The 12,336-nt window shown below is 67.9% G+C and carries 9 protein-coding genes and 1 pseudogene; 5 read left to right on the top strand and 5 right to left on the bottom strand.

Annotated elements, in window-relative coordinates:
• The first annotated feature begins 7 nt into the window (after window positions 1-7).
• A complete protein-coding gene (gene pbpC, locus WIX41_RS13995) occupies window positions 8-2,383 on the top strand; it encodes a penicillin-binding protein 1C (RefSeq protein WP_409187400.1) in 2,376 nt (791 codons plus the stop codon).
• Window positions 2,384-2,424: 41 nt separating this feature from the next.
• On the opposite strand, the gene WIX41_RS14000 is transcribed toward pbpC, so the two are convergent.
• Entirely contained in the window at window positions 2,425-2,907 is a 483-nt protein-coding gene (locus tag WIX41_RS14000; protein ID WP_339448496.1) for a peroxiredoxin, read from the bottom strand.
• Between the two features lie 221 nt (window positions 2,908-3,128).
• Here WIX41_RS14000 and WIX41_RS14005 point away from each other — a divergent pair, with 221 nt between their 5' ends.
• Window positions 3,129-4,019, top strand: a complete 891-nt coding sequence (locus WIX41_RS14005; protein ID WP_339448497.1) for a DnaJ C-terminal domain-containing protein — start codon at window positions 3,129-3,131, stop codon at window positions 4,017-4,019.
• Window positions 4,020-4,081: 62 nt separating this feature from the next.
• Here WIX41_RS14005 and pilH read toward each other — a convergent pair whose 3' ends face one another.
• Window positions 4,082-4,465, bottom strand: coding sequence for a twitching motility response regulator PilH (gene pilH, locus WIX41_RS14010; protein ID WP_339448498.1), 384 nt, complete (start codon window positions 4,463-4,465; stop codon window positions 4,082-4,084).
• 89 nt (window positions 4,466-4,554) lie between these two features.
• Window positions 4,555-5,550: a YhdH/YhfP family quinone oxidoreductase gene (locus tag WIX41_RS14015; RefSeq protein WP_339448500.1), complete on the bottom strand. Its 996-nt coding sequence runs from the start codon at window positions 5,548-5,550 to the stop codon at window positions 4,555-4,557.
• A gap of 206 nt (window positions 5,551-5,756) precedes the next feature.
• Between WIX41_RS14015 and hflK the strand changes: the two genes are divergently transcribed.
• From hflK to WIX41_RS14030, 3 genes are all read left to right on the top strand, one after another.
• The gene (gene hflK / locus WIX41_RS14020) at window positions 5,757-6,899 is read left to right on the top strand and encodes an FtsH protease activity modulator HflK (RefSeq protein ID WP_409187401.1); all 1,143 of its coding nucleotides are present in this window, start codon (window positions 5,757-5,759) and stop codon (window positions 6,897-6,899) included.
• Window positions 6,896-7,759: a protease modulator HflC gene (hflC, locus tag WIX41_RS14025; protein ID WP_339448504.1), complete on the top strand. Its 864-nt coding sequence runs from the start codon at window positions 6,896-6,898 to the stop codon at window positions 7,757-7,759. The genes hflK and hflC overlap by 4 nt, the downstream gene beginning before the upstream one ends.
• Before the next feature lie 295 nt (window positions 7,760-8,054).
• On the top strand, window positions 8,055-9,347 hold the full coding sequence (locus tag WIX41_RS14030; RefSeq protein ID WP_409187402.1) for an adenylosuccinate synthase: 1,293 nt from the start codon (window positions 8,055-8,057) through the stop codon (window positions 9,345-9,347).
• A 525-nt stretch (window positions 9,348-9,872) separates the two neighbouring features.
• Here WIX41_RS14030 and WIX41_RS14035 read toward each other — a convergent pair.
• Window positions 9,873-10,088: pseudogene (locus WIX41_RS14035) on the bottom strand (hypothetical protein); the annotation flags it as partial.
• 13 nt (window positions 10,089-10,101) lie between these two features.
• Window positions 10,102-12,186, bottom strand: a complete 2,085-nt coding sequence (locus WIX41_RS14040) for a catalase (RefSeq protein WP_339448510.1) — start codon at window positions 12,184-12,186, stop codon at window positions 10,102-10,104.
• Between the last annotated feature and the right edge of the window lie 150 nt (window positions 12,187-12,336).

Consider the following 12,336-nt stretch of genomic DNA (forward strand, 5'->3'; position numbering starts at 1 on the left):
TGATGCAATGACGCCCCCTCGCTCCCGACTGCATTGGAACCGCTGGCGACCCTGGCGGTGGCCGATGCTGCGCTGGGGCACGGCCGCGCTGCTGGCGCTGCTGCTGGTGCTGGACCTGGCATTCCCGCCGCCGCTGCCGAAACAGCGTGACACCAGCACGCTGGTAGTGGCCGGCGATGGCACGCCGTTGCGCGCCTTTGCCGACGCCGATGGCGTATGGCGCTATCCGGCCACGGCCGACAGTGTCTCGCCGCTGTACCTGCAGGCCCTGCTGAACTACGAAGACCGCTGGTTCTGGCGGCACCCCGGGGTCAACCCGTGGGCGTTGCTGCGCGCCGGCAAGCAGTGGGTGTTCGAACGGCGGATCGTTTCCGGCGGTTCCACCCTGACCATGCAGGTGGCGCGCATCCTCGACCCCCACACGCGTACGCCGTGGGGCAAGGCCAAGCAGCTGCTGCGTGCGGTGCAGCTGGAACTGCACCTGGACAAGGCCCAGATCCTGGCGCTCTACCTGGAGCGCGCGCCCTATGGCGGCACCATCGAAGGCGTGGAAGCGGCCAGCTGGGCCTACCTCGGCAAGCCGGCGGCGCAGTTGTCGCATGCCGAGGCGGCATTGCTGGCGGTGTTGCCACAATCGCCCAGCCGGCTGCGCCCGGACCGCCACCCGGAGGCGGCGCAGGCCGCGCGCGACAAGGTGCTCGAACGCATGGTCGCGCTCGGCGTGTGGACGCGCGAGGAGGTGGACGATGCGCGCATCGAGGCGGTGGTGACCCGCGCCCTGCAGCCGCCGCTGCATGCGGCCCTGCTGGCGCAACGTCTGCATGCCGCGCAGCCGCGCGCCGCCCGCATCCAGAGCACACTGGACAGCGGGCTGCAGCGCACGCTGGAAGAGCGCGTGGCTTCGTATTTCTCGCAGCTGCCCGAGCGCACCTCGGCGGCATTGCTGGTGGTCGACAACCGCACGCTGGAGGCGCGCGCCTACGTCGGTTCGGTGGCGTTCGGGGACAAGCAGCGGCTGGGCCACGTGGACATGGTCCAGGCCTGGCGCTCGCCGGGCTCCACCCTCAAACCGTTCCTGTATGGCATGGCCATCGACGACGGCCTGATCCATTCCGAAAGCCTGATGGTGGACGCGCCGCAGAGTTTCGCCGGCTACCGCCCGGGCAACTTCGACGCGGCGTTCAACGGCCCGGTCAGCGCCGCCACGGCATTGCGGCTGTCGCTCAATGTGCCGGCGGTGGACCTGCTGGACCGGGTCGGCTCGGCACGTTTTGCCGCGCGCCTGTCGCATGCCGGCATCACGCTGCGCTTTCCGCACGGCAGCGCCCCCAACCTGTCGCTGATCCTGGGCGGTACCGGCGCACGGCTGGAGGATCTGGTGGGTACGTTCGCCGCGTTCAACCGCAACGGCATCGCCGGCCGCGTGCGCTACACGCCCGACGACGTGGTGATCGAGCGGCGGCTGATGTCGCCTGGCGCCGCGTGGATCACCCGCGAAGTGCTCGAATCCAATCCACGTCCCGGCTACGGCGCCGGCACGTTCGATGTGACCGGACGCCCGCGCGTGGCCTGGAAAACCGGCACCAGCTACGGCTACCGCGATGCCTGGGCGATCGGCACCACCCGCCACTACACCGTGGGCGTATGGGTGGGCCGCCCGGACGGCACCCCGCTGCCGGGCCAGTACGGCGCGGTGACCGCATTGCCGCTGATGTTCGAGGTGGTCGACAGCCTGCCAAGGCAGCGTGGCGATGCCGCCGCTGCTCCGTTGCCGGCCAATGTCACCCAGGCCGAGGTGTGCTGGCCGACCGGCGAGCGTGCCGAGACCACCCCGCCGGCGCTGTGCCAGCGACGCCTGCAGGCCTATGTGCTCGATGGCGTGGTGCCGCCTACGTTCGCCGAGCGCGATGCGCGGCTGTGGCAGGCCGGACGACAGGCATTCGACGTGGATGCACGCACCGGCCTGCGGCTGTCACCCGAATGCAGGTTGCCGCACGCCGTCCAGCGCCGCGAGATCGCGCGCTGGCCGGCGCTGGTGTCGCCGTGGTTGCCGCTGGCGCAACGCCAGGCCGCGCAGCTGCCGGCGCTGTCGCCGGACTGCCGCGATGATGGCCGCAGCAGCGCGGGCAGCCTGCATATCGAGGGCCTGAACGACCGGGCCACGCTGGCGCGTGCACCCAACGCAGAGCACGGCGTGCGCCTGCAGTTGCGTGCATTGGGCAGCGAACAAACGGTGGACTGGCTGCTGGATGACCGCTGGATCGCGCGCAGCGAGGGCGCGCGCAGCTTCCAGCGCGATTTCGACGAAGCCGGCGAACACACCCTGACCGCGCTCGCCACCGATGGCGCCTGGACCCAGGTGCGGTTCCGGATACTTCAATGACCGGTGTACCGACCCACGGTCACGGTGCGGTCGCCCAGGGATCAGCTGGGCAGGTGCTCCAGCACGTACTGGGCCGAAGAGACCTCGAACCTGCCGGGCGCTTCGATGAAGGTTTCGCGCACCACGCCATCTTCGACATACAGCGCGAAGCGGCGCGAGCGCATGCCCATGCCGGAACTGCTGGCATCCAGTTCCAGCCCCAGCGCGCGGGTGAAATCGCCGTTGCCGTCCGACAGCAACTGCAGCCCATCGGGGACCTGTTGGCTTTCGCCCCAGGCCTTCATCACGAACGGGTCGTTGACTGCCATGCAGAACACGTCGATGCCACGGCGGCGGAAATCGGCGAAATGCTCCACGAAGCCGGGCAGGTGCTGGGCCGAACAGGTCGGGGTGAAAGCGCCGGGCACGCCGAACAGTACCGCCTTGCGACCGTCGAACAGGGCATGGGTGTCCAGCGTCTCCATGCCTTCGCGGATGCGTTTGAGGGTGACTTCGGGAATGCGGTCGCCAACGTGGATGGTCATGGGAGCTCCTGGTTCAAGGGCAGGGTAGTAAGGGCCATGGGAGGGCGGCGTCAAAACGTTGAAACCGGCCTGTTCATTCCCATATGGACCGTAACCGACGCCTGTGGCGAGCGCATTGCGCAGGATCATCCGCCCGATCACGGCGGTCGCACTGGCAACCGCTAGAATTGCGGGGACGGCCCCCGCCGGCGCGGGTGGCCGAACTTATTCGAGGTGTATGGATGGAATTCAAGGATTACTACGCCACGCTGGGTGTGGAACCCAGCGCGGGCGATGCCGAAATCAAGACCGCCTACCGCCGGCTGGCGCGCAAGTACCACCCTGACGTGAGCAAGGAAACCGGCGCGGAAGAGAAGTTCAAAGCGGTCAACGAGGCCTACGAGGCGCTGCGCGATCCGCAGAAGCGCGCGGCCTATGACCAGCTCAAGGCCCAGGGCTACCGGCCGGGCGAGGAGTTCCATGCCCCGCCGAACTACGGCGGCGCGCAGGGCTTCGATTTCGAGGAAGTGTTTGGTGGCGGCGCCGGCGGCGGTGGCTTCAGTGATTTCTTCGAAAGCCTGTTCGCCCGCCAGCGCGGTGGCGGGGGCGGCCGGGCCAGTGGCTTTGGTGGCGCCGGGGCCGGCCCGCAGCCGATCCGCGATACCCGCGCCAAGCTGTCGGTGCCGCTGGAAGCGGCGTACAGCGGCGACAGCCTGCGCATCACCGTCAACGGCAAGCAGCTGGACGTGCGCGTGCCCAAGGGCATTCGCCCCGGCCAGGTGATCCGGCTGACCGGGCAGGGTACCAACGGCGGCAATCTGTTGCTGGAGGTGGAGTACGCCGCGCACCCGCAGTTCGAGGTCGATGGCCGCAACATCCTTTACACGCTGGATGTCACCCCGTGGCAGGCCGCGCTGGGGACCTCGATCAGCGTGCCCACCCTGGGCGGCGCGGTGGAGCTGAAGGTGCCGGCCGGTTCGGATGCGGGGCGCAAGCTGCGCCTGCGCGGCCGCGGTCTGCCGGGCAATCCCGACGGCGACCAGATCGTGGAAATCGAGATCATCGCCCCGGTGCCGACCAACGAGGCGCAGAAGAAGGCCTATAAGTCGCTTGCCAAGGCCTTTGGCGAGTAGCGCCGGGCGCTGCCCGGCGGCATGCATGTTTTGCCGGGGCAGAGCCCGGCGCTACGCCGCGCTCAAGCGGCCGGCGGTTCCTTGCTGCTGAACACCCGCTCCAGCACCTCGGAAAGCTCATCTTCCGAGAAGGGCTTGGTGATGTAGGCCTTGGCGCCCTGGCGCATGCCCCACATGCGGTCGGTGTCCTGGTCCTTGGTGGTCACCAGGATCACCGGAATGTGCTTGGTGGTGGCTTCGCGCGCCAGCGTGCGGGTGGCCTGGAACCCGTTGAGGTTGGGCATCACCACATCCATCAGTACCAGGTCGGGCAGCTCGGCCTTGGCCACTTCGACGCCGGCAGCGCCATCTTCGGCGGTCAACGTCTCGTGCCCCAGCTTCTCGACGATGCGCTTGATACCCAACTGCTGCGACGGTGAATCGTCGACGATCAGAATGCGTGCCATGTTGTTCCCCATGTGATGCCCGCAGTGTAGAGCCGCGCCCGCGTCAGCGTGAAGCGTCCGCCGTGCCGTCCGTCGCCCAGCTGCAACGCTCAGTCGATCCGCACCACGGTGCGGCCCTGCGAGGCGCCGGCGAGCATGCTCTCGAACACCGCCGGCAACCCATCCAGTCCGATTTCGCGGGTGCAGATGGTGTCCAGGTGGCGCGGCTTCCAGTCGCTGCCCAACTTCTCCCACACCTGCTCGCGCAGCGCACGCGGGGCCGAAGACGACGACACCCCAAGCAGCGAAACGCCACGGATGATGAAGGGCATTACCGTCATGTCCAGCGCCGGGCTGGCGGCCAGACCGGCGCTCACCACGCTGCCGTAGGGCGCGGTCTGGGCGAGCAGGCTGGCCAGCATCGGCCCGCCGGCATTGTCCAGGCCGCCGCCGAAGCGGGCCGATTCCATCGGCCTGGTGGTGGCCAGGGCCTGGCGCGGCAAGACTTCGCGGGCGCCCAGCCCGCGCAGGTAGTCGACCTGGTCGGCCTTGCCGCTGATCGCATGCACCTGGAAGCCTGCCCGGCTGAAAATGTCCACCGCCAGCGAGCCGACCCCGCCGGTCGCGCCGGTCACTGCCAGCGGGCCGTGCTCCGGGGTGAGCCGGTTGTCGATCATGCGGACCAGGGCCAGCGCGGCGGTAAAGCCGGCGGTGCCCACGATCATCGCCTCGCGCGCGCCCAATCCGACTGGACGGGCGATGACCGCGCTGGACGCCAGCCGCACATATTGGCTGTAGCCGCCATCACGGGTTTCGCTGAGTCCGCAGCCGGTGGCCAGCACCGCGTCGCCTTCGCGCCACGCCGGGTCGGTGGAGGCCACCACCGTACCGGCCACATCGATCCCGCCCACCAGCGGGAAGCGGCGCAGGATGCGGCCCTTGCCGGTCCCGGCCAGCGCATCCTTGTAGTTCACCGACGACCATTCGGCGCGGACCACCACCTCGCCCGGATTGAGCTGGTCCAGGCTGATCGCCTCCTGGCCGCTGCGGTGGCCCTGCTCGTCCTGGTGGATGCGGAAGGCGTGAAACGGGTCGGGAATCGCCATGGGGGGCCTTGCAGAGAGGGGGCTCCACCTTACCGCGCAGCGCCGCCTGGGTGGCCGGACCGGTCCGGGCCCGGTGATGAATCGCGCCCTGCGCCGGGTTGCCCCTTCCAATCCTGCCGGTCAGCCCCATCTAGTAGAATCGAGCGGGATACAACGGTTGACGGTGCGGGAGTGGCCCGCAGGCAACCTTTACTGATGGAGCGTGCATGGCCTGGAATACACCCGGCGGCAACAGGGGCGGACAAGGTCCCGACGAGAATCGACGAGGGCCGTTTGGTCCCCGCGGTGGTAGCGGCGGTGGCGGTGGTTGGGGCGGATTGCCCGGACCGCTCAAGGACCTGTTCGATGGCGGCATCCTGCGTTGGGTGGCGGTGGCGGTGGTTCTGCTGCTGTTGTTCTCCAGCTTCCAGCTGATCGGCGAACAGCAACGCGGCGTAGTGCTGCGCTTCGGCCAGTTCTCGCGCATCCTGCAGCCCGGCCCGAACTTCAAGCTGCCCTGGCCGATCGAGTCGGTGACCAAGGTCAACGCGACCCAGATCAAGACCTTCAGCAGCGAAGTGCCGGTGCTGACCCGCGACGAGAACATCGTGCGCGTGTCGCTCAACGTGCAGTACCGCATCGACGATCCGCGCCTGTACCTGTTCGGCTCGGTGTCTGCCGACCAGGTGCTGGAGCAGTCCGCGCAGAGCGCGGTGCGTGAGCAGGTTGGCCGTGCCGACCTCAACACCGTGCTCAACAACCGTGGTCCGCTGGCCGTGGTCGCACAGGAACGCCTGCAGGCCGCGCTCAAGGCCTATCGCACCGGCCTGGTCGTGACCGGCCTGACCCTGCCCGACGCCCGTCCGCCGGAAGAGGTCAAGCCGGCCTTCGACGAGGTCAACGGTGCCCAGCAGGTCAAGGAACGCCTGATCAACGAAGCCCAGGCTTACGCGGCCAAGGTCGTGCCCGAAGCCCGTGGCCAGGCCTCGCGCGCCCGTACCACTGCCGAAGGTTTCAAGCAGGCCGTGGTGGCCCGTGCGCAGGGTGATGCCGAGCGCTTCAGCCTGCTGCAGGCCCAGTACAAGGACGCCCCGGAAGTCACCCGCAAGCGCCTGTGGCTGGAAACCGTTGAAAAGGTCCTGGCCGAGAACCGCAAGGTCATCGGCGGCGATGGCCGCCAGCTGATCTACGTGCCCATGCCCGACAACCGTGCCGGCAATGCCGGCGACAGCGCCGGCCCGCTGCTGACCCCGGAGGTGATGATGCCGTCGCTGCCGGCCAGCACCCCGGTCGATGGCGTGCGCAACGCCGAGCGCCCGACCACGCGCCCGACCACCCGACCGACCGGTCGTGAAGGAGCCATCCGATGAAGAGTTCGCTTTGGATCGGCCTGGCCGTTGCCGCCGTGCTGGGCCTGCTGGGCTCGGTGTTCGTGGTCCGCGAGGACCAGACCGCCATGGTGTTGAACCTGGGCAAGGTGGTCCGTGCCGACATCAAGCCGGGCCTGCACTTCAAGCTGCCGCTGGTGGAGACGGTGCGCGTGTTCGACCGCCGCTTCCAGGTGCTGGCCACCGCCCCGGCCCGTTATTTCACCGCCGAGCAGAAGGACGTCAGCGTCGACTTCTTCGCCATTGGCTACATCTCCGACGTGCGCGCCTACTACCGCGCCACCGGCGGCGATGCCAGCGTGGCCGATGCGCGGCTGGCCCCGATCATCACCGACTCGCTGCGCAACCAGATCAACTCGCGTTCATTGCAGCAGCTGGTGTCCGGCGACCGCAGCGAACTGATTGCCGGCCAGCTGACCGGCATCAACGAGGCGGTCAAGGGGTTGGGCATGCAGATCATCGACCTGCGCATCAAGCAGATCGACCTGCCGACCGACAGCCAGGTGATCAACGACGTGTACGAGCGCATGCGTGCCCAGCGCAAGCAGGAAGCGGCCAAGCTGCGCGCCGAGGGTGAGGAACAGTCGCTGACCATCCGCGCCCAGGCCGACCGCGAAAGCACCGTGATCGTGGCCGAAGCCGAGCGCGACGCCCAGCGCCTGCGGGGTGCCGGCGATGCCGAAGCCGCCCGGATCTACGGCCAGGCGGGCTCGGCCGATCCGTCGTTCTTCTCGTTCTACCGCAGCCTGGAGGCCTACCGGAACTCCATGACCGACGGCAACGGGGTGATCGTGCTGGACAAGAACGACCCGTTCCTTCAGTACCTCAAGAACGACCGTTGACCGGTGGGGCCGGCACAGCCGGCTCCAGCGGGTAGCGCCGGCCGTTGGCCGGCACTTCAACGCAGGGTGAAGCGGGGCTTGGCCGGGGTGGCAAGCGCCCCCTGAAACCCGGATAATGCACAAAAGCCGGTCGGGCCCTCTGTTTTCGGAGTACCCCGTCCGGCTTTTTCCGTGTCCGGGCACCTCGTCGCCGGCGCGCTCCCCGCTGGAGCCCGCCACCCCGCGTCGAACCGCGCCCTGGCAGGGTCCCAAACCCGCGGCCCCGATGGCCGCACAAAACCAGGAGTTACCCGTCATGGGTCAGTCAGTTGTCGTGTTGGGTGCCCAGTGGGGCGATGAAGGCAAGGGCAAGATCGTCGATCTGCTCACCGAGGAAATCGGCGCTGTCGTGCGCTTCCAGGGCGGCCACAATGCCGGCCACACGCTTGTCATCAATGGCAAGAAGACCGTGCTGCACCTGATCCCGTCGGGCATCCTGCGTGCCGACGCGCTGTGCCTGATCGGCAACGGCGTGGTGATTTCCCCGGCGGCCCTGCAGAAGGAAATCGCCGAGCTGGAAACCTCCGGCGTGGAAGTGCGTTCGCGCCTGAAGATTTCCCCGGCCGCGCCGCTGATCATGCCGTACCACATCGCCCTGGACCAGGCGCGCGAACGCGCGGCCGGCGGCAAGGCGATCGGCACCACCGGCCGTGGCATCGGCCCGGCGTATGAAGACAAGGTGGCACGTCGTGGCATCCGCATCGCCGACCTGCATTACCCGGCCCAGCTCGAAGAGCTCCTGCGCACCGCGCTGGATTACCACAATTTCGTGCTGACCAATTACCTCAAGACCGACGCGGTCGACTTCCAGAAGACCTACGACGAAGCGCTGGCTTTCGGCGAATACGTCGAGCCGATGAAGTCCGACGTGGCCGGCATCCTGCACGACCTGCGCAAGCAGGGTAAGCGCGTGCTGTTCGAAGGCGCGCAGGGCGCGCTGCTGGACATCGACCACGGCACCTACCCGTACGTCACCAGCTCCAATACCACCGTCGGCGGTGCCCTGGCCGGTGCCGGCGTGGGCGCCGATGCGATCGACTACGTGCTGGGCATCGCCAAGGCGTATGCCACCCGCGTTGGCGGCGGTCCGTTCCCGACCGAACTGGACGACGAAATCGGCCAGGGCATCCGCGACCGTGGTGCCGAGTACGGCGCCTCGACCGGCCGCCCGCGTCGCTGCGGCTGGATGGACATCGTCGCGCTCAAGCGCGCCGTGGCCATCAACGGCATCAGCGGCCTGTGCATCACCAAGCTCGACGTGCTCGACGGCATGGAAAAGCTGAAGGTCTGCATCGCGTACGAATACCGTGGCAAGCGCACCGAATACGCGCCGCTGGATGCGCAGGGCTGGGAAGAGTGCACCCCGGTGTACCTGGAATTCCCGGGCTGGAGCGAGAACACCCACGGCATCACCGAGTGGGACAAGCTGCCGGCGGCGGCACGCGCCTACCTGCGCGCGCTGGAAGAGCTGGCCGGCTGCCCGATCAGCATCGTCTCCACCGGCCCGGACCGCGACCACACCATGGTCCTGCAGGACCCGTTCGCCTGAGCACCCGCAAGCCGCGTAGCGCCGGGCTCTGCCCGGCAAATCAGAAGCCCGGCGAAAGCGGGGCTTCTGCACGTCGCCCGATCGAAACGCCGTACCGGCGCGAAACTGCCGTGCTCATGCCTGGCCTGGACGGCACGAGTCTGCTTTCTGCGCCATTGGTGGCTCGGTTGGCCGAGCTTGGGATACGCACGGAAGTGTTGGCGTATCCGGGCCGCGGATCGCAGGACTACGCTTCACTCGCCGATGCCCTGCGTATCCGGCTACCGACCACGCCTTTCGTGCTATTGGGCGAATCATTCGCGGGCCCACTGGCGATCCAGCTTGCCGCTGAGGCGATGCGACGGAAGTCGGACGCGGTTCTGGGAGTTGCGGCGTAGCGGGCGCCTCAAACGACGACGGGGTGCCGGAATTTGCCGACACCCCGTGTTTGGGGTCATGCGGAAGCCGGTTGCGATCTGGGTCCATGCGTCAAGGAACGTGGCGCCTGCATCGGCGGTTGTTTGGGAACCACCCCTACCCCGACTTGGCAACCTTCTTCGTCGTCGCCTTCTTTGCGGTCTTCTTGGTCGCGGCCTTCTTCGCAGGCGCCTTCTTGCCACCGCCATCCTGCTTGTTCACGGTGGCCCAGGCGATCCGCTCTGCGGCTTCTTCGCTGCGTCCTTCCGCCTTCTCGCTCTTCTCTATGTGGGCGGCTTGGCGCTTCTGCTTGTCGGTGTAGCTGGATTTGTCGCCACGGGGCATGGTCGTGTCTCCTTTACGCGAGGGTGCGGACCTTGGGCTCGCGGGCCCACTGGCGGGTGGCGGCCGCGGCGATGAAGCCCTTGGCGTCCTCGGCTTCGACCACGCCGTTGTCCTTGCCTACGCGCGCAGTCTTCAGCAGCAGCTGCGCGCCTTCGTCGGCAGCGATCGCCTTCAGGTGTGCCCAGGCATCTGCGGCGAAGTCGATGGCGGCCGACTCCTTGGACAGTCTCTTGGCGGCGTCTGCGCTGAGCACGATCGCCACGGCGTCGAACACCACCGAAGGCGTGCCGGCCAGCTGGCCGTCGGCCGGCTGCAGTTTGCCGTCGCTGAGCGTGCCGCCGCCCACCTTCGGGGCTACCAGTTTGACCGTGGCGTTGGCTTTCTCAGCCGCCTTGCGCAGGCTTGCGATCAGCCCGGCATCTGAGCCTTCGTCGAACAGAATGCCCACGCAGCGTCCCTTCAGCAGGTCTTTGGTGCGGCCTATCACGCGCACTTCCGGCGCCTTGGGCATGTCTTTGGCCGGCGTGGCGGTGGGCGCGGGATCGGGCAGGGTGGGCAGCGCAAGGCCGGCAGCTACCCGCTTGGCCAGTGACTCATCGATGTTGCGCAGGTGGCTCACGGTGCGCTCGCGCACGGCCGCGGTTTCCACCTTGGACAGCTCGAACACCAGCGCCGAGGCCAGGTGCGCCTGTTCGGGCGCCTCCAGGCTGCGGAAGAACATGCGCGCCTGGCTGTAGTGGTCGGCGAAGCTGGGCGCGCGTACGCGGCCCTTGCGGCCGTCATCGGCCTGGGTGGCATGGCTGGGGAAACCGTCGGTGGTTTCGCGCGGGCTGTCGCCCTGCAGCGAACTGGGGTCGTAGGCCACGCGGCCTTTGGGAATGCCCATCTGCATGTGGCCGTCGCGCTGGTGGTTGGCGAAGGGGCATTGGGGGGCGTTGACCGGAATCTGGTGGAAGTTCGGGCCGCCCAGGCGGCTGAGCTGGGTGTCCAGGTAGGAGAACAGCCGGCCCTGCAGCAGCGGGTCGTTGCTGAAGTCGATGCCGGGCGGCACGTTGGCCGGGCAGTAGGCGACCTGCTCGGTTTCGGCGAAGAAGTTGTCCGGCCAGCGATCCAGCACCATTCGCCCGATCACGGTCAACGGCACCAGCGATTCGGGAATGATCTTGGTCGGGTCCAGGTGGTCGAACGGGAACGCTTCGGCCTCTTCTTCGGTGAACAACTGCACTGCCAGCTCCCATTCGGGGAAGTCGCCGGCGGTGATCGCCTCGAACAGGTCGCGGCGGTGGAAGTCATTGTCGGCGCCCTGCAGTTTCACCGCCTCGTCCCACACCGTGGACTGCAGGCCCAGCTTGGGTCGCCAATGGAACTTGACGAAGGTGGACTCACCGGCCTCGTTGAGCAGCCGGAAACTGTGGATGCCAAAGCCCTCGATCATGCGCAGCGAGCGTGGAATGGCACGGTCGCTCATCGCCCACATGATCATGTGCATCGATTCGGGCATCAGCGAGACGAAGTCCCAGAACGTGTCGTGCGCGCTTGCCGCCTGCGGGAAGGCGCGGTCCGGTTCCATCTTCACCGCATGGATCAGGTCCGGAAACTTGATCGCATCCTGGATGAAGAACACCGGGATGTTGTTGCCCACCAGGTCCCAGTTGCCTTCGCGGGTGTAGAACTTCACCGCGAAGCCGCGCACGTCGCGTGGGGTATCCACGGAGCCTGCGCCGCCGGCGACGGTGGAGAAGCGGGTGAACACGGGCGTGCGTACGCCGACTTCGGTGAGAACCCGCGCACGGGTGAACTCATGCAGCGAGCGGGTCAGTTCAAAGTAGCCATGGGCAGCGCTGCCGCGCGCGTGCACGATGCGCTCGGGGATGCGCTCGTGGTCGAAGTGGGTGATCTTCTCGCGCAGGATGAAGTCCTCCAGCAACGTCGGCCCGCGCAGGGTATCGCGCAGCGAGTTCTGGTTGTCCGCCACCGGGATGCCCTGGTTGGTGGTCAGGACAGGGTGGCCACCGCCGGCGCGCTGGTGCAGTTCGTCGCCGTCGCCACGGCGGTCGGCGGGCGGGGCGGGTCTGGTGCGGGGCTTGCTGGTGGCCATCAGGTGACTCCGGGCTGGCAGGGGGATTGAACGCCTCACAGTGGCGGCGGGGGCGTTAATCGCCGGTCGGAGATTCGGCGTCCGCTTGCACCTGCGCTTCACACCCCGGCGGTTGGACGATTGGCAGCAGCGGCCAGGCAGGTATCCTTG

Origin of the sequence: Stenotrophomonas sp. AB1(2024) (assembly GCF_037482345.1) — a bacterium.
Classification (GTDB): Bacteria; Pseudomonadota; Gammaproteobacteria; order Xanthomonadales; family Xanthomonadaceae; genus Stenotrophomonas.

What these genes read in the sequence shown, in the direction of transcription:
- WIX41_RS14000 (WP_339448496.1), bottom strand. Translation starts at nt 2,907, where the DNA reads ATGACCATCCACGTTGGCGACCGCATTCCCGAAGTCACCCTCAAACGC.
- hflK (WP_409187401.1), top strand. Translation starts at nt 5,757, where the DNA reads ATGGCCTGGAATACACCCGGCGGCAACAGGGGCGGACAAGGTCCCGAC.
- WIX41_RS14015 (WP_339448500.1), bottom strand. Translation starts at nt 5,550, where the DNA reads ATGGCGATTCCCGACCCGTTTCACGCCTTCCGCATCCACCAGGACGAG.
- WIX41_RS14040 (WP_339448510.1), bottom strand. Translation starts at nt 12,186, where the DNA reads ATGGCCACCAGCAAGCCCCGCACCAGACCCGCCCCGCCCGCCGACCGC.
- WIX41_RS14005 (WP_339448497.1), top strand. Translation starts at nt 3,129, where the DNA reads ATGGAATTCAAGGATTACTACGCCACGCTGGGTGTGGAACCCAGCGCG.
- WIX41_RS14030 (WP_409187402.1), top strand. Translation starts at nt 8,055, where the DNA reads ATGGGTCAGTCAGTTGTCGTGTTGGGTGCCCAGTGGGGCGATGAAGGC.
- pilH (WP_339448498.1), bottom strand. Translation starts at nt 4,465, where the DNA reads ATGGCACGCATTCTGATCGTCGACGATTCACCGTCGCAGCAGTTGGGT.
- pbpC (WP_409187400.1), top strand. Translation starts at nt 8, where the DNA reads ATGACGCCCCCTCGCTCCCGACTGCATTGGAACCGCTGGCGACCCTGG.
- hflC (WP_339448504.1), top strand. Translation starts at nt 6,896, where the DNA reads ATGAAGAGTTCGCTTTGGATCGGCCTGGCCGTTGCCGCCGTGCTGGGC.